This is a genomic window from Methanomethylovorans hollandica DSM 15978, from assembly GCF_000328665.1.
Classification (GTDB): domain Archaea; phylum Halobacteriota; class Methanosarcinia; order Methanosarcinales; family Methanosarcinaceae; genus Methanomethylovorans; species Methanomethylovorans hollandica.
In genome coordinates this window covers 983,753-1,000,698 of sequence record NC_019977.1, presented here as the reverse complement: position 1 = coordinate 1,000,698, position 16,946 = coordinate 983,753, and the positions used below count along the sequence as shown (strand labels likewise).

The 16,946-nt window shown below is 44.1% G+C and carries 13 protein-coding genes; 3 read left to right on the top strand and 10 right to left on the bottom strand.

Translation table 11 applies throughout. The features are described 5' to 3' along the window. Positions 1-144: 144 nt before the first annotated feature. Positions 145-2,028 carry a sensor histidine kinase gene (locus METHO_RS04845; protein WP_015324413.1) on the bottom strand — a complete coding sequence of 628 codons (1,884 nt, stop codon included), beginning with the start codon at positions 2,026-2,028 and terminating at the stop codon, positions 145-147. Positions 2,029-2,169: 141 nt separating this feature from the next. Here METHO_RS04845 and METHO_RS04840 point away from each other — a divergent pair, with 141 nt between their 5' ends. Further along, entirely contained in the window at positions 2,170-3,327 is a 1,158-nt protein-coding gene (locus tag METHO_RS04840; RefSeq protein WP_015324412.1) for an LL-diaminopimelate aminotransferase, read from the top strand. A 29-nt stretch (positions 3,328-3,356) separates the two neighbouring features. On the opposite strand, the gene METHO_RS04835 is transcribed toward METHO_RS04840, so the two are convergent. The 3 genes from METHO_RS04835 to METHO_RS04825 form a co-directional block, all read right to left on the bottom strand. After that, positions 3,357-4,400, bottom strand: a complete 1,044-nt coding sequence (locus METHO_RS04835; RefSeq protein ID WP_015324411.1) for a phosphate uptake regulator PhoU — start codon at positions 4,398-4,400, stop codon at positions 3,357-3,359. 293 nt (positions 4,401-4,693) lie between these two features. Next, positions 4,694-5,785, bottom strand: a complete 1,092-nt coding sequence (gene aroC, locus METHO_RS04830; protein WP_015324410.1) for a chorismate synthase — start codon at positions 5,783-5,785, stop codon at positions 4,694-4,696. A gap of 50 nt (positions 5,786-5,835) precedes the next feature. Next, positions 5,836-6,711, bottom strand: a complete 876-nt coding sequence (locus tag METHO_RS04825; RefSeq protein WP_015324409.1) for a cation diffusion facilitator family transporter — start codon at positions 6,709-6,711, stop codon at positions 5,836-5,838. A gap of 153 nt (positions 6,712-6,864) precedes the next feature. Here METHO_RS04825 and METHO_RS04820 point away from each other — a divergent pair, with 153 nt between their 5' ends. After that, positions 6,865-7,629: an ATP-binding protein gene (locus tag METHO_RS04820; RefSeq protein WP_015324408.1), complete on the top strand. Its 765-nt coding sequence runs from the start codon at positions 6,865-6,867 to the stop codon at positions 7,627-7,629. A gap of 7 nt (positions 7,630-7,636) precedes the next feature. Here the strand turns inward: METHO_RS04820 and METHO_RS04815 are convergent, their stop codons facing one another. Beyond that, complete coding sequence (locus METHO_RS04815; RefSeq protein WP_015324407.1) at positions 7,637-8,983, bottom strand: tripartite tricarboxylate transporter permease; 1,347 nt, start codon at positions 8,981-8,983, stop codon at positions 7,637-7,639. A 169-nt stretch (positions 8,984-9,152) separates the two neighbouring features. Here METHO_RS04815 and METHO_RS04810 point away from each other — a divergent pair, with 169 nt between their 5' ends. Then, on the top strand, positions 9,153-10,061 hold the full coding sequence (locus tag METHO_RS04810; RefSeq protein WP_015324406.1) for a TIGR00269 family protein: 909 nt from the start codon (positions 9,153-9,155) through the stop codon (positions 10,059-10,061). A 6-nt stretch (positions 10,062-10,067) separates the two neighbouring features. On the opposite strand, the gene METHO_RS04805 is transcribed toward METHO_RS04810, so the two are convergent. The 5 genes from METHO_RS04805 to ftsZ form a co-directional block, all read right to left on the bottom strand. Next, the gene (locus METHO_RS04805; protein WP_015324405.1) at positions 10,068-10,964 is read right to left on the bottom strand and encodes a DUF7847 domain-containing protein; all 897 of its coding nucleotides are present in this window, start codon (positions 10,962-10,964) and stop codon (positions 10,068-10,070) included. A 100-nt stretch (positions 10,965-11,064) separates the two neighbouring features. Further along, the gene (locus METHO_RS04800; RefSeq protein ID WP_015324404.1) at positions 11,065-13,086 is read right to left on the bottom strand and encodes a sodium-translocating pyrophosphatase; all 2,022 of its coding nucleotides are present in this window, start codon (positions 13,084-13,086) and stop codon (positions 11,065-11,067) included. Positions 13,087-13,272: 186 nt separating this feature from the next. After that, positions 13,273-13,734 (bottom strand): hypothetical protein, encoded by a 462-nt coding sequence (locus tag METHO_RS04795; RefSeq protein ID WP_015324403.1) that lies wholly within the window; start codon positions 13,732-13,734, stop codon positions 13,273-13,275. 8 nt (positions 13,735-13,742) lie between these two features. Continuing rightward, complete coding sequence (locus METHO_RS04790) at positions 13,743-15,224, bottom strand: dihydropteroate synthase-like protein (protein ID WP_015324402.1); 1,482 nt, start codon at positions 15,222-15,224, stop codon at positions 13,743-13,745. An 86-nt stretch (positions 15,225-15,310) separates the two neighbouring features. Further along, the gene (gene ftsZ / locus METHO_RS04785; protein WP_015324401.1) at positions 15,311-16,471 is read right to left on the bottom strand and encodes a cell division protein FtsZ; all 1,161 of its coding nucleotides are present in this window, start codon (positions 16,469-16,471) and stop codon (positions 15,311-15,313) included. Between the last annotated feature and the right edge of the window lie 475 nt (positions 16,472-16,946).

The following is a 16,946-nucleotide window of genomic DNA, read 5'->3' as shown; positions in this document are numbered from 1 at the left end:
ATGCATTAAATACCTTTTCGGTCGTACATTGGTGTATAAGATAAAGAGAATAAAAGAATAAGAGAACAAAAGATACGGTAATGATGTTTTGCACATCAAAAAGCTAAATCAAAGCCGGACCGCAGAAAAGCAGGCATTAAAGTTCTAGGCACAGGGAAGCAGTATATGTATTGCAGTGCCTTGTCCTTCCTTACTGTCTATCCAGATCTTGCCTTTATGCTCTTCGATTATGATCTTGCACATAAATAGTCCTAATCCGTTGCCACCGTAATTACGTGTTGATGAGCCATCTAACTGAAAGAACATCTGAAAAACCTTTTCTAAATTCTCCTCGGCTATGCCTATACCTGTATCATTGATGATCAAATGCAAGAGCCCAGCATCTTCTGTGACCGATACTGTGACCTTTCCTCCATTATTTGTGAACTTGATGGCATTGTCAAGTATGTGAACAAATACCCGGGGTAAATAATCGATATCGCCAATTATTTCAGGCAGCTTCGGGGCTATATTCTCTTCCAGTGCAAGACCTTTGTGCTTCAGTTTCTCGCTTACCATATTCAATGCAACATGTAACATTTTGGTTATTGACAAACGTTCAAAATTATACTTAATAACACCATGGGTTGCAGAACTGACGAACAGCAGGGAATCCAGAACAGTCTGTAGTTGTCTTGTTTTTTCGACCACTCTCGTCATTGCTTTTTTCTGTTCAGCATTCAATGGCCCAAGATCTTCATCATGTACAAGTTCACTGAACCCTTTGATGCTTGTAAGTGGCGTATTGATTTCATGCTGAATATTGGAAAGGAATTCATTTTTGAGCTTTTCCAGGGACTTCAGGTTCTCATATGCATGTGCAAGATCCTGATTAGCCTTCATAAGATTCTCTTCGGAGCGCTTTATTTCAGTTATGTCCCTAAGGTGTTCAACTACCATTATGGCCTCCCCGTCTTCATCGAAGATGGGATAAGCCTTCATTTCCCTAATACTCCCGTCTGCAGGATCCGTCCAGAGTGCTTCTTTAGCAATACCTGTAACAAAAGCCTCCAGCACGTGGTAACTTTCACACGTGTCTGCATCATGTATAAGGACATCATTTCTAAGGGGATGTTTCTGCCGTTCTTCTTTGGATATGTGCTCAAGGCCCTTCCAGTTACTGGTCACGATCCTCAAATCCCTATCGAGTACCAGTATCAGATCATTAATCGCATTGAAGGTATTGATAAGAAGTTTCTTCTGCTGTTGCTGGACTTGTGCTGCTTCCTCTATCTTGGTTATGTCCTCTATAATTCCAAGGCCACTCTTCAATTCACCCTCTGTTGTCAGTTCCGGCAAGTATAAAGAACGAAGTTTGACAGTTTCATTCCTCAGTTTGATCTCATATTCGGCAGCAATAGGTCCGGAAAGTAGCTTATGTGAGGAAAAAGTCTTCCACATAGTTTCATTGTCTATAAGGTCAGTAACGTGCAGACCCACTATCCTGTCTTCAGATACTCCTAATATTTCTGTAAGTTTATGGTTGCAATGAACAATATTACCCTGCTTGTCAGTGAAAAGGCCCACAGGACAATTGTGGAAAAAGGAACTGTAGCGGCGTACATCTTCCATGTGGATTGCTTCAAGCTCTTTCTTTTCCATCAAATTGTTAAGGCAACCACACAGAATGTGCAAAATTGTATGTGCCTGTGTCCATTGTTCGGAATTCTGATTCTCTTTACTGTACAGTGCTGATATGTAACCACGTATCTTGCCATGGACCACTACATCCACGGATATGGCTGGATACTGGCCGTTTTCCGGATATCCATAAATCTTTTCGTCTATTTTTGCAATGACACCGTACACCTGAAGAGGCAACATTGCTTCAGGCAACGATCTTACAAGCATACTTATAAGAGAATGTACCGGTAGGCTGGAGTTAAGGAGGTCTATTATCTTCAGCAGTGCAAATGAAGTACATGTAGCAATTTCCGGAGTGTTCGATGTGCATTCTCCCAAGACGCAGGTGTCGTGGATCAGAGACATTATTATAGAAATATAAATATAATATATGTATAAAAAGATTTCCACAGATAGGTTAGTTAGGATAACCAATAGCCATATTTATTAAATATGTGCAAAGTATAAGGTGAAGGTCCTTCAGAGGAACCTTCTACAGGTGAAAAGATGTACGCAGACAGAATCAATGCTCTACCGCCCTACCTCTTTGCAGCGATCGATGAATCCAAATCCAGAATGCTGGCAAAAGGAGTAGATGTAATAGACCTTGGTGTAGGTGATCCTGATCAGCCTACACCGTCACATATAGTGGAATCAATGTGCCAGGCAGTCAGGGATCCTGCCACACACAGATATCCATCCTATACTGGTATGTTGGAGTTCAGGAAAGCTGCAGCCAAATGGTGCCAGGAATCAAGGGATATTGACATAGACCCTGTAAACCAGACCCTTACGCTTATAGGCTCCAAGGAAGGTGTTGCTCATATTCCTCTGGCTTTCATCAATCCTGATGATGTGGTATTGTGCCCAGATCCGGGTTATCCAGTATACAAGATAGGCACACAGTTCGCAGGTGGGGAACCTTTCACAATGCCTCTTCTGGAAGAGAATGGCTTTCTGCCCGACCTTGATGCTATACCGGCAGACATGCTGGCAAGGGCAAAAATGATGTTCCTCAATTATCCGAACAATCCCACATCAGCAACAGCTGACGGTTCATTCTTTAAAGAGGTTGTGGAATTCGCAAAGGACAACGATCTCATAGTGGTGCATGATAATGCATATTCAGAAATGGTCTATGAAGGGTATAAGGCACCAAGCTTCCTGAATGTAAATGGTGCCATGGAAGTGGGCATTGAATTGTATTCCCTTTCAAAGACGTATAATATGACCGGATGGCGTCTGGGATTCGCTGTAGGCAATGCAGATCTTATCAAAGGGCTTGGAAAGGTTAAGTCGAATATCGATTCCGGAGCATTTGATGCTATACAAATGGCCGGCATAACTGCACTTACGGATTCCCAGCAATGTGTAAGCGACATGAATCGGATATATGAAAAGAGAAGGGATGCGCTGCTTAAAGGTCTGCAGGGCATAGGCCTTGATGTTAAACCCCCCAAGGCGACATTCTATGTATGGGCTCCGGTTCCGAATGGTTATGATTCTATGGGGTTCTCACAGCTGTTGCTTGAAGAGGCTGGAATAGTGGCCACACCTGGAGTAGGTTTTGGTCAACACGGTGAAGGTTACATCCGGTTCGCTCTGACACAATCCGTGGACAGGATCAATGAAGCGGTTGCAAGAATGGAAAAACTCAGATTATGAAAATGAGCAGAAGAGAGAAGTGTGAATATTTACTTCCCTCTATCTCTTTCTGAACTCATATTAATGGACATTTCAGCGATATCGGCACTATATTCGGATATCCTTTTGAGGCTTTCGATTATTGAGACCATTTGTTCGGATTTGCAGCGTGCTGCTCCCTGCTCATTGCGTATGGCAGTGTAATCTTCGAACTTCCTGGCAAGATTGACCACTTTGTTCGAGAACTTTATATCCATCTCTTCAAGGGCCTTCATAGAATCAGAAAAAACCTTTTGTGCAAGAGTGCCCATGGCAAACACAGCATCCTTTTCAGGAACTGTAGCATCCATCATAATGATCTGCTGTGCTATCCTCTGCACGTGGTCTCCTATGCGCTCGATGATTTTTGTAACAAGTCTGTATCCCAGACACTGGCGGGGTCTTTCTACACCTATTTTTTCGGCAAATTTTAGATCTTCGACCGCTGATTTCAACTGCCTTACGGTCAGAAGGTAGAATCTGTCCACTTCATTATCTCTGCTGACAATATCCCGTGCAAGTTCCAGATCATGCCCCTTCAGAGCGATTAATGCGTCCTCTAGCATGGAAGTGATAAGCCGGGACATGTTCTGCAAACCTTTGGTAATTGGCAGTTCCTGATAGTTCATAAGGCTCTGCAGAACGATCTCATTCCTTGATTCCTCTATCACTTCAATGCCAATAAGGCGCTGACGGGTTACATCCTTGAAGAACTTGCGATCAAGCGCATGGAAACCTTTGCTTGATACCAGCCGTATAAGATCATAACCAGCAAGGTAGTAGGACACAAGTATCCTGAAATTGTCCTCGAGTTTGTCCTCCTGAAGTATCGGGATCACGCATTCAGATTTTTTCTTATCTATCTTTGAATCGGCAGAAAGCAAAAGCGCACAATTGTTTTGTGGCAGCAGCGTTAAAGTGTCACCTGAGTTAAGCCCACACTCCCGAACCCATTTAATGGGTAAAGATATGATGTATGTGGAGCCACCAGTCAACTGGATCTTTCTTTGTTCATAGTCTATAACAACACACCCTGGATTCTGATATATTGGCATATACTTATCCGGAATACATAAACATAATGGATTTACTATAATATCAACCTATAATTTAGCGTTGATCTGTCTATAACACTGGGTCCATTGATAAAAACGGTATTATATACAACTCATCGAAAATCTATATGCTAGATCTGGAAACACGTACTTCTAATTATTTTTAGGTACCCCTAAGTTTGTAGCGGATAAGTGTGCAGAAGGATACAGTAAGTATCAACTGTGGAATCCCCTTTTATGCCATGTGAAGGAAAAACTATTTACATGGTTTTCAGCAGATGTTGTGTCTCGTATCAAATAGATGAGGGGGAAATAAAACCGCTTCGTAACATGTGATCTGCAAGCACTATCGCAACCATGGCCTCAGCTACAGGCACAAGGCGGGGAGGTATGGTAGGATCATGCCTCCCATGGACCTGCACTTCACACTCCTGACCAGTTTCCATATTCACTGTTCTCTGCTTCTTTGAAATGGATGGTGTAGGTTTCACTGCAACCCTGCATATGATAGGTAGTCCCGTAGATATACCGCCAATTATGCCGCCTGCATTGTTGGTCGGACATGTGATCTGACCGTCTTTTACTATGAACGGATCGTTCATCTGGCTCCCTTTCATGCGTGCACTTGCAAAACCTGCACCTATCTCCAGCCCTTTTACTGCACCAATGCTCATCAGTGCCTTTGCGATATCGGCATCCAGTTTATCGAATACAGGCTCTCCGAGACCTCTGGGAACCCCTGTGGCAATGACCTCTACGATGCCTCCAAGGCTATCTCCTTCTTTGCATGCATCTTCTATTGCTTGCATCATCCTTTGAGCTGCCTTAAGATCAGCGCAACGTACTGGTGTCTTTTCTACATTATCCATCACTTCGGAAAAAGACATCTCTGAAGCAATAATGCCATCCAGCTCGATCACGTGTGCAACAACTGTGATGCCGTAGCAGGAAAGCAAATGCTTTGCAATGGCTCCTGCAGCCACCCTGCCAAGGGTCTCCCTGCCGGATGATCTGCCTCCGCCTCTGTGGTCCCGGGTACCATATTTTTCCCTGTACAACATATCTGCATGCCCGGGTCTTGGGATAGTCCGCAGATAATCATAAGCATTTGAGTTTGCATCCTTGTTGCGGACCATCATGGAAATTGGCATACCAGTGGTCTTTCCCTCAAACACACCTGATAATATTTCAACAGTATCAGCTTCGTTACGTGAAGTAGATGCACTGCTTTGCCCGGGTCTGCGCCTGTCCAATTCCTTCTGTATAACGGAGGCATCAAGAAGCAGACCTGCAGGAGTTCCATCCACCACTACTCCCAGGGCATTGCCATGTGATTCACCCCAGGTGGTAACTTTAAAAACAGTTCCGAAAGTGTTGCCAGACATCGTTAGTAAATCATCCTTACTTATCTTATAGTTTATCCCGCATTTTCAGGTCATGAAGCAGGCTCAAGTGGAGCAGGTTCTATATGGATGACAACATCCTGGACGCCTTCAAAATGCTGTTTCAGTTCATATTCCACAGTATCCGCAATGTCATGGGACCTGAGGGTAGGCATTGTGGGATGCACTTCCACATGCAGGTCGATGTATATGTGACCTACAGTCCCCCTGCTCCTGATATTGTTGCAACCTATAACTCCATCCACTGCACATACTAAGTTATGTATTTCTTCAGCATTGAGCTGCGATGTATCACACAGAACGGAAGAGCTTTTCATAATTATCCTTATGCCTGTATAGACGATGATCCCTGAAATTATGATTGCTATGATCGGATCAAGTACAGGTAAACCTGCCTTAATGGCAATGAGTCCCAGAATAACAGAAAGGGATACATAGATATCGCTTTTGGTATGCATTGAATCGGCTATCAGCACTTCGCTTTGTAATTTCACTCCATTGCGGTGTTCATAGGTAGTTACCATGTAGTTAATTACCATCGTACCGATCATGACCAGAAAACTAAATGTGGTCACTTCAGGTATAGCCCCACTTCCAAATCTGTGGAAAGCTGAGTTCAATATATTAAAGCCTGCAAACATCAGCAACACAGCGATAAAGACAGATGCCATTGTTTCGAACTTGCGATGCCCATAGGGATGCTCTGCATCAGGAGGCTTGGAAGCTGCCTGTATGCCTATCAGACCCACTATATTAGATATACCATCGAACAGGGAATGGTAACCGTCGGACTGCATACTGAGGGTATTGGTTAATATGCCATAGATGATCTTGGCGAAGGAAACCATAAGGTTCAGGAACAGGACCTGGAGCATTATTTTTTTTATCTGCCGGAATCTTTTATCCATTCTCTACCTCAGCAACTATTGATATTACGACTATGAATGATGTACATAAATGATACATAAATGATACACATATGACGGCATTAATATAACTTACAGACCATATAATAACAGGATACCGGAAGGTATAATTTATATTATAACCCTGTTCAATGCATGGTGAAAATTGCTGTCACAGGTAAAGGTGGTGTAGGTAAGACCACGCTTTCGGGTACTCTTGCGCGGATGCTTGCAAGGGATGGTTTTGATGTAGTAGCCATAGATGCTGATGCAGATATGAACCTCGCTTCATCCATCGGCATAAACAATCCTCCGAATCCTCTTACCGACTATCAGGATATGATCGAAGAGCGTGCAGGGGAAAAAGGAGGATTGTTCAAATTAAACCCAAAAGTTGACGATATCGTAGACAGTTTCGGGGTCGTGGGCCCTGATAATGTAAAAATGCTTGTGATGGGTACCATTGATAGCGGGGGTAGCGGCTGCATGTGTCCTGCATCCTCTTTCCTTAAGGCATTTCTCAGGCATGTTGTACTGAAGGATAAAAGTGCAGTGATACTTGATATGGAGGCGGGTATCGAACACCTGGGCAGAGGGACTACAAAGGGTATAGACCTGATGATCATCGTTGTTGAGCCCGGCAAGCGTTCCCTGGAAACCGCTGAAAGGATAAAGCATCTCTCAGAGGGCATAGAGGTCAAACATCTGGCAGCGGTCATCAACAAAGGGAAGTCTGTGAACCTCACACCTCAGCTTGAGGCTCTTGGGATACCTGTACTTGGTGAGATACCCTATGATGAAGATCTTGTCCGGGCAGATCTCGAAGGCGTTGCACCCATTGATGTGGGAGGCAAATGGGTAGATGCTGTGGAACATATCAAGGATAATATGATGCAGATGATCAATGGCTTCCAACAATAATCTGCATTTACAGGAAATACAGAATAACCGGCAGTAAGATCACACCCATAGCATTACTCTTTCTCACGTTCATGAAAGACGGCAGCAGCCCTATGGATGTGGCCATGAGGAATATTATGACACCGAAGACGCCAGTGAATACAATCACCATAACTGATAGACCTGTCAGCACAGTGATGCTCAGTTTTCTATAGTCAATTTTTTCCATGAACAGGTGGACTGTATTTCCTATTCTGATAGTGGAATAATACGAAAAGATCGATGCAAGGATGACAACACACAACAGAATAAGGATAATGGGTGTGCTAATTGCTGATGGTTCTAAGAACGATGACATCGCAACTATGGCCCCGTTACGGGCCCTTCCAATAAAGAAAAAAACAAAAAGACCAAAAACAGCATTGGCTGTGTTGACACCAGACACTGAAATAATGAACTCTCGTGCTTCGTTCAGAGGGTCATCTGTCATATTATATTTGTCATGATCTTTTTTATTCCCGATCCTTCCAACCAGTTCTGCCAGCAATGTAGCGACAGAAGATGATACTCCAGGCAACCAGGCTACAAAAGAACCTGCAAGGCTTCCGGTGGTAATCGCTTTTATTGTCCTGTTGGCAGGCAGTGTGATAAGCGAAGTATGCTGGGGTGGAATAACTGAACCGGTTGTCAGACTTACTACTAACTGTGAAGCTCCAAAAAGACCGCTTAACAGAGGCAGCAGTATCGATGGACTGTCCGATCCAAAGAGTGAACTTGCCATGTTCTCTTTTCCGAATGCAAAGATGCCCAGCAGGCCACTCAGCATGAACACCAAGAATGCATAAGAGATGGGTCTGTAACGAGTAAAGGATCCCTGGCCTGGTATGTGTTCACCTTTTTCAGTTATGATCATAATTAATGCTATAAAGAGGAGGATCCAGCCTATGTAGTCCTGTATAAGAGGGTATATTGTGGACAACAGGAAACCAAAAGGCAAAAGCAGGATAATGGATACAATGACAGAACCTGCGCTTCCCAAAGCAGACAGGCGTATCGCTTCAGGTCCTCTGCCATCGAGCAATAACTGGTGTCCCGGGAGGACTGCCAGTGCCATATCAGAGTTAGGCACTCCCAGATAGATGGCAGGTATTATGTCATGAAAGGTGTGAGTGATACAGTTTGCCAGGATCATGCAGATGATATATACAGCTGGTATGCCGTTTTCAATGAGCACAGGTGACACCGATACCAATAACAGGGCAATATTGTTGCTGTGCAACCCAGGTATGAGTCCTGACACTACACCCATCAGGCAACCTGCAAATACAGACAGCAGTAAAAGAAGCACAGATAAATTTTCAGTTAGTACAGGCATTGTTTCATCTTCCCTATATTTAAAACAGTCAAAATATACATTAAAATAGTTTATATATTATAAACTTTTCCAGTTACTTATAACTGCAGGCATCTGGCAAGTAAGCAAGATCATCTGTTCACCACAAAAATAAATAGTAAGATGCCTTTTTTGATGCGGGAATTGACCTATGAGTATCAAATGCGATAAATGTAAGCATGATTCCATTATATACCAGAGATATTCCGGTATGCATCTGTGCAAGAAGCATTTCATGGAAGATGTGGAAAGGAAGATCAAGCTCACGATCCGTAAGCATTACTCTGTGAGAAAGAACGAGACCATAGCCGTGGCTGTCAGCGGGGGCAAGGATAGTAGTGTAATGCTCTATATGCTCCATAAGATCCTGGGAGCACGTCCGGATATCAGACTCATTGCTCTTTCAGTGGACGAAGGTATTGCCGGATATCGGCACAATACTCTGGAACAGGCTAAAGGACTTACCAGCCGGCTTGGTGTGGAACATATCATTCTCTCTTTCAGGGAACAATATGAACGGACAATGGATGAAATAGCTTCCTTGGAACGTGAAAAAGGGACATGCAGTTATTGCGGTGTTCTGCGTAAATCTATTCTGAACCGCAAGGCACTGGAATTAGGTGCCACCAAACTTGCTATAGGTCACAATCTTGACGATGAGGCACAGACAATAATGATGAACCATCTCAAAGGCGATGTGGCACGTATGGTACGTCTTGTTCCCCCCTGTGAGCTGGAAGGGCTGGTGCTCAGGATAAAACCCTTGCGTTACATTCCTGAAAAAGAGGTTGCCATGTATGCTTATCTTAACGGTCTGCCGCTTAGTACCGGTGCCTGCCCTTATGCACATGAGGCCATGAGGAATGAAGTGAGGGAAATGCTGGATGATTTTGAGGATAAACATCCGGGGACAAAATATTCTCTGCTGAGCGGTTTTGATAAGATAGCAAATGTCCTTTCCAGGGAGATACCCATTGCAAAACTTGCTAGTTGCCGTTTATGCGGACAGGCATGCAGTAGTGAACTCTGCCAGGCATGTAAGTTACTTGGAAAACAGTAACTACCTTTATTCAAAGTTGTATATATCAAACGAATACAGTTCCTTCCCCGTACGGTCCATATACATCCGTGCTATCCAGGTAGTTGTAAGTGGTCTTATTACAATCACAGAAAGGAAAAGATACACCAGGCTCCATACATCTGACAGGGCTTCCACTGAACTGATAGCACTTCCGAATATTTCAAGTCCCAGGGAAATGGCAACTATTATTCCGATGATCGAGATCACACCAGCTTTGTTGTCTTTAAAGAACTCTAAACTCTTCTCAAGTGCTGAGATGGGGTCCAGGTCATCTACTACCAAAGCATATTCTACGAAGAACAGCAATATTCCGGCAACCAGAGCATAGAGGAACCAGACTAACATACCAACTGCCAGCAGTATACTTCCTGTGGAAGTTGGATCGGACCCCAATGATCCAAGGTCGCCTGCAATCAGTATGCCCGGTACCAGAAACACCACGCCTGCCATAATAATAAGCGCTACCAGTATTTTAGCAAACATCAGGTTCAAAACATGGTGGCGTGCAGATGCCCACATTTGTCCCACGGACGTATCTCCGCTAAGCAGTGCAAGACGGCACATGCCGATAGCTCCTGCTTCAAAAAATGATCCTATAAATAAGAACAATATCAAGAGGAACAAAGCACCTGCTACTAACAGCAGGAGATTTTCTTTTAAAAGTGAACCAAGTATTTCCAAGTATACTTCAGGGGGTACATCACCGGCTATAGTGGAAGATGCTATTTCAGGCACTACAAAGATCATTAGGAAAATGGTCACAGCGAACAAGGAAAAAATGATTGTTGCCATCATATCTAAAATAAAAGGAACTGCTATTATCATGTTCCTGTTCCATGTCCTATATCCCTTGTTTAGTAAGGTGCCCAAATCTTCATGCATGCTTCTGCTCCTGTAACTACCTAATGCATATTAATATAAAAAGTGTTTCTAAAAACTTAAAAAAGAGTGAGGCCACGTAGCCTCACTCTTTTTTGATCCATTACAGCAGTCCTTTGCCAATGAAAAGAGTTGAGAACAGGATGGCGATCATGTTTACCACCTTGATCAGAGCATTGAGGGCAGGACCGGATGTGTCTTTGAAAGGATCACCTACGGTGTCACCTACTATTGCAGCCTTGTGTGCATCTGAACCTTTTCCACCATAGTTTCCATCCTCTATGTACTTCTTGGCATTGTCCCAGGCTCCTCCGCCGTTATCCATTGTAAGTGCAAGCAGCAAACCTGCAACAATAAGACCTATAAGCAGTCCGCCAAGGGCAGATGGACCAAGTAAAAGGCCTACTGCAAGAGGGACTACAATTGCAAGGAAACCGGGGATGGCCATTTCACGGATGGCTGCAGCGGTCACAATATCTACACATTTCCCGTATTCCGGTTTTGCTGTCCCTTCCATGATACCGGGGATCTCCCTGAACTGACGGCGTACTTCATCAACGATCTTGATAGCTGCCTTACCCACAGCCTGCATGGTGACAGCTGTGAAAAGGAAAGGTAACAGTCCGCCAATGAAGAGACCTACGAGCACCACTGGCTGATCCAGGCTCAGGTTGAGGGAAGCGCCAACAGGTGAAACCTTGTGTTTATAATCTGCGAACAAAGCCAGGGCGCCCAAAGCCGCAGAACCGATCGCATAACCTTTTGTAACAGCCTTTGTGGTGTTACCTACTGCATCCAGGGCATCTGTGACCTTACGCACGCTTGAAGGCATACCTGCCATTTCAGCGATACCACCTGCATTATCGGTGATGGGGCCATAGGAGTCAAGCGCAACGATCATACCAGTTGTGGAGAGCATTGCTGCAGCTGCAACGGCTATGCCATATAACCCTACTTCAGGATCTGCCATGCCTCCCACAACAAAGTAAGAAGCAAGTATACCGAGGACGATTGTTATCACAGGCAGAGCAGTACTCTCAAAACCAATGGCAAGGCCAGAGATAACGTTAGTTCCTGCACCGGTCTTGGAAGCCTCGGCAATTATCTTCACAGGACGGAATTTCGTAGAAGTGTAATATTCGGTGATAACCACCATGAGGACCATGATCACTATACCCACTACAGCAGCAAGATATATCCTCATATCATTCATCAGTGAATCGGTGATGAAATAGAAGAATACAAGACTGATGATAGCAGAGCCTGCAACACCCTTGTACAAAGCTTTCATTATTTTACCATCTGAGCCGATCTTTACGAAGAAGACCGATATGACGGAAGCGATAATTGCTGATGCTCCCAGCAACAGGGGATACAGGATAGCATTGGGGTATTTGTCAATTATAATTGAACCGAGCAGCATTGAAGCCAGCACAGTGACAACATATGTCTCGAAGAGGTCTGCACCCATGCCAGCACAGTCACCTACATTGTCTCCTACATTGTCAGCAATAACAGCAGCATTACGCGGGTCATCTTCAGGGATACCTGCTTCGATCTTACCCACGAGGTCTGCACCTACGTCTGCGGCCTTTGTGAATATACCACCGCCAACCCTGGCGAACAGGCTGATAAGACTGGCACCGAAACCGAAACCTACTACAAGGTCTACATCACCGTAAAGTATGTAGAATCCACTGGTACCAAGCAAGGCAAGTCCGACCACAGCAAGACCGGTGACCGCTCCACCACGGAATGCCACATGCATTGCTTTTTGCAGACCACTGGAAGCAGCATGCGCTGTCCTTACATTTGCCCTTACAGACACGTTCATTCCTATGTACCCTGCAATAGCAGAACTGATGGCACCCACCAGGAAACCGATGGCGATCTTATCTCCATCAGGCAGCAGTGCGTATATAAGGACTGCCAGAATGATTGCCACGACGGCTATTGTTTTGTACTGACGATTCAGATAAGCCATTGCACCTTCCTGTATGGCAGCTGATATTGCCTGCATCTCCTTTGATCCAGTGCCTTCTTTAAGAACACTTCTTGCAAAGAAGCCAGCGAATATCAGACTGACAAGACCGGCAAGAGGTGCCAGGTAGTATAGAACATCCATTATGTAACTCCTCTATTTGTCTTTGATTCTGATTTATATATTATATATCACGTATGAGTATCATATTTGTAAGCTGTATTCACAGCTCATGTATAAATGAGACTGGCTGGGGCTAATATTCTTCAATACTATATAAAAAGTTGGTTAGGATCCTAAGTCACTAATGGCATCTCGATACACTTTAAGTTATATTCCTCCTCCAATCTGGATCAGATTGAACTCAATGGAATCCGGTACTTCTACGGAGAATACGATAACATTGCATCTGAGCCTCCTTGCGACAGTGATCGCATTCTCCTGCTCATGTGTGAGTTCCCCATCATGGCTGGCAATGGAGAACATTTTTCTTCCACCTTCATACCTGACCATGAAATCGAAGTACTGGGCATAATCCCTCAGGAACTCCACCAGAAGAAGAAGCTCTTCCCAGGTATCACACATATGTGTACTTTTGGTAGCGGAATTCTCTACATACCAGTCCTTGCTCATATATGGATATTTATCATACTGCTCCTTTATTTCCTCAAAAGCTTTCAGAACCTTTTGTAGATCTTTTTTCAGATTGATCCATTTCCATTTCTGCTCTGAGAAATGACGTGCAGCTACTATGGCTACTATGGCATCTTTATCTTCTTGCTGAAGTATCATAATAACACCTAGAACTCATCATCCTGTGCATAACTTCTATTAAACCTTAAGGCAATTTCCGCTTTTTTAAGCTCCCGCCCGAGATAGCCGGCATGTTCTAAAGTAGATACTAGCTGCAGGTCCACAAGCGTATCAAAAACTGCTTTTGCATTGGTACCCACTATTGTGGAAGTGGTATGTTTGGCAACTATCAAACCTTCACCCCTTCTTTCCTCATGAGGTATTATGCCTATCCCCACACTGCCGGCAGGATCGATCTTCCACATCCTGTTCTCTTTAGCCGTCGTGAACTTCAAAGGCATATCTGAATCTGTTCGTCGCCTTTTTTCCTTAACTACTATAAGGTCTATGCCCAGGTCCTTTGGAGAACTCTGCCTTTCCATGGCAAGTATCATCATCTGGGATGCAATCTTTAATTCTCTTATCGATCCCTGGGTCTTATTACTATACTCCGGGGTAAAAAGTATACTGGCACCAAGATCTGCTGCTATGCCACAAAGGGTCGCATTCACTCCATGGGAATCAACATCCAGAAGTTCAGTTACGTTCCCCGCTCCGAAGAAAACAGGAATTTCAGGTAAATATCTTTGGAATTCATAATAGCGCACAATGGAACCGGCTATGCCGTGGCCAATGGGATCAAGCACAGGGTCTGCAATGATCTTCCGAATGCCCAGTTCTTTTGCCTTTTCGATATTTTTTACAAGGCTACCCAGTTCTTCGCAACTATCGGGTATGACCACAACAGTAACTTCTGCAGATGCTGCAAGAGGACCGATCTCATTTAGATTACTGTTGTTGAGACTTAATACCAGGTCAACACCTGTTTCTATTGCACGCCTGAGAAGAGCAGGGTCAAGCGTATCGATACTGATGGGCAAAGTTGTCACTTTTCTGGCAACACGGATAGTGCGTTCCACATCATCGGGTGTAGCATTGAGAGATGCGCCCAGGTCGATCATGTCTGCACCATAGTTAGTAAAGGCCATTATTTTCTTTTCAAGGGCAGTGGTCTCCATACCAGTCGCATCCACGATCTCGGCCAGTACCTTCATACGGCTGCCCCCACCAAGCTTTACATCTCTTATACACATCAAAGGTTCACAGGAAGCTTCTAGCTGTTCCACTTTCTCCATGGCCAATTTTTTTCTGACATCTGCCAGCAGTTCACAGGCAGGGATATTGGTGGAAAACTCTATCTTTCCTACAAAATCCAGAACATACCCTAAATCATAAGCATGTTTCGGACCGAGGTATATTTTACTTCCAAGCTCCTCAACAGCTTTTGAGAAATTCCCTGATACAAGGCCAGGAACAAAGATAATGTCGTAGTGTTTTTGGGCGGATCCTTTTTTCAAAGCTTCTATAAGGCGACGTGGAGTGATAAATGCCGCTATGTCTATATCCAGTACCATAATATGTGCTTTTGAACCTACAGCTTTCCTTACAGTACCTTCTGCAAGTTTTCCCGTAGCAATCAGGACATTCATGTAACACTAATTGTACAGATAGTTAAAAAGAATATCTGCTATAAAAAAAGGAACAGGTACATTAAAGTAACCTGAGTTTTCTAAGTTCAGCCTATTATATCGATTATTGACCCGCTTTGCCTTCTCTGACCAAGAGACTCAACAACTGGTTGACGTGTTCTGCTATACACAGATGAATTGCCTTTTACTGACAGGGGCATTGCACCTGCTGAATTCTTAGGACCAAGCACCTGTGCAGACTGGACACCTGTCATGATGGCCATAACACGCACTTTACCCTCGTAGTCATCCCTTATCCTCGCACCCCATATTACATTGGCACTGGGTGAAAGTTCATAAGTAAGGGATGAAGCAATTTCTTCCGCTTCTTTAAGACTAAGGTCCGGACCGCCTGTAATATGTACAAGGCTACCGGTTGCTCCCCTGTAGTCCACATCCAGTAAGGGATGGTTCAATGCTGTGCGCACTACATCATTACTCTTGTCCTGATTCTTGCTCTCTCCCACAAGCATGACAGCAACACCGCCACAACCCATAATAGCCCTTATGTCTGCGTAGTCCAGATTAATGAGAGATGGCTGTGTGATTGTTTCAGTGATACCTTTTACCGTTTCCGCAATAAGCTGGTCCATTACTGAGAAAGCCTGCTCGATGGGTAGATTTGGCACATATTCCAGCAATCTGTTATTGTCAAGTACTATTACGGTATCTGCGGCTTTACGCAGGTCCTCAAGACCTTCCTCTGCCTTGACGGTCCTTGCCCTTTCAACCCTAAACGGACTGGAGACCATACCCACTACTATAGCTCCCTGTTGTTTGGCTATATCGGCCACAACGGGTGCGACACCAGTACCTGTACCTCCACCCATACCTGCAGTAATGAACACAAGATCTGTTTCCTTGAATATATCTTCAAGGGTGCTGCGAGCCAGTTCTGCTGCCTTTGCACCCACTTCGGGATAGCCTCCGGCACCAAGCCCACGGGTAAGTGTCTTACCTACAAGGATCTTCTTGTCAGCCCTGATATTGTCCAGATGCTGTTTGTCAGTATTGATGGCAATGGTCTCGGCACCTTCTATACCAATGTTGTAGAGCCTGTTTACGGTGTTATTGCCTGCGCCACCACAACCTACGATCGTGATACGCGGCATTCCGAAGCCTTCGAGTTGATCATCCACTGCTACTGTTTTTCGATGTTCTCTATCCTTTTCTGTGTGTTTTAATGCTTCCTGTACTATGGACTGCACGTTCATCCCCTCGCTGGATTACTGAGTACACTTCTGTAATGAACATGTGAATGAACACATAGCTGTAATATGCATTTTCACACGAATTCCTAATCTATGGAATTGCGTCATTACACTATAGCGATACTATATACCATTACTTACTTTTATACTTATGTGTTTATATTTAAAGATAGAGGTAAGCCAACATACTATGGTGCAGGACAGCTTACCTATCACTTATCCTTCTGTATATCGTCATGATGCCCAACATGACACCTTGTAGCATGCGAAATTTTCAGTCAGACCATCTTTAAGAAGGTGCTCGACAGTTGCTGTGAGAGTTTACTGATGTCAGACAGATCTCAGACCAAAGGCTACCTATTTACCACCATCTTCCGGCATCTATCATCCTCATAGACAACTTTACTAGATCTATACTTTACAAATTGATATATAAATATGTGTTTGTCGGAGCCATTTATACGGTTCTCCA

Bases quoted from the DNA above. Each gene is read 5' to 3' on its own strand.
- METHO_RS04810 (WP_015324406.1), top strand. From the start codon at position 9,153: ATGAGTATCAAATGCGATAAATGTAAGCATGATTCCATTATATACCAG.
- METHO_RS04805 (WP_015324405.1), bottom strand. From the start codon at position 10,964: ATGCATGAAGATTTGGGCACCTTACTAAACAAGGGATATAGGACATGG.
- METHO_RS04835 (WP_015324411.1), bottom strand. From the start codon at position 4,400: ATGCCAATATATCAGAATCCAGGGTGTGTTGTTATAGACTATGAACAA.
- METHO_RS04845 (WP_015324413.1), bottom strand. From the start codon at position 2,028: ATGTCTCTGATCCACGACACCTGCGTCTTGGGAGAATGCACATCGAAC.
- METHO_RS04815 (WP_015324407.1), bottom strand. From the start codon at position 8,983: ATGCCTGTACTAACTGAAAATTTATCTGTGCTTCTTTTACTGCTGTCT.
- METHO_RS04795 (WP_015324403.1), bottom strand. From the start codon at position 13,734: ATGATACTTCAGCAAGAAGATAAAGATGCCATAGTAGCCATAGTAGCT.
- METHO_RS04840 (WP_015324412.1), top strand. From the start codon at position 2,170: ATGTACGCAGACAGAATCAATGCTCTACCGCCCTACCTCTTTGCAGCG.
- aroC (WP_015324410.1), bottom strand. From the start codon at position 5,785: ATGTCTGGCAACACTTTCGGAACTGTTTTTAAAGTTACCACCTGGGGT.
- METHO_RS04800 (WP_015324404.1), bottom strand. From the start codon at position 13,086: ATGGATGTTCTATACTACCTGGCACCTCTTGCCGGTCTTGTCAGTCTG.
- METHO_RS04820 (WP_015324408.1), top strand. From the start codon at position 6,865: ATGGTGAAAATTGCTGTCACAGGTAAAGGTGGTGTAGGTAAGACCACG.
- METHO_RS04825 (WP_015324409.1), bottom strand. From the start codon at position 6,711: ATGGATAAAAGATTCCGGCAGATAAAAAAAATAATGCTCCAGGTCCTG.
- METHO_RS04790 (WP_015324402.1), bottom strand. From the start codon at position 15,224: ATGAATGTCCTGATTGCTACGGGAAAACTTGCAGAAGGTACTGTAAGG.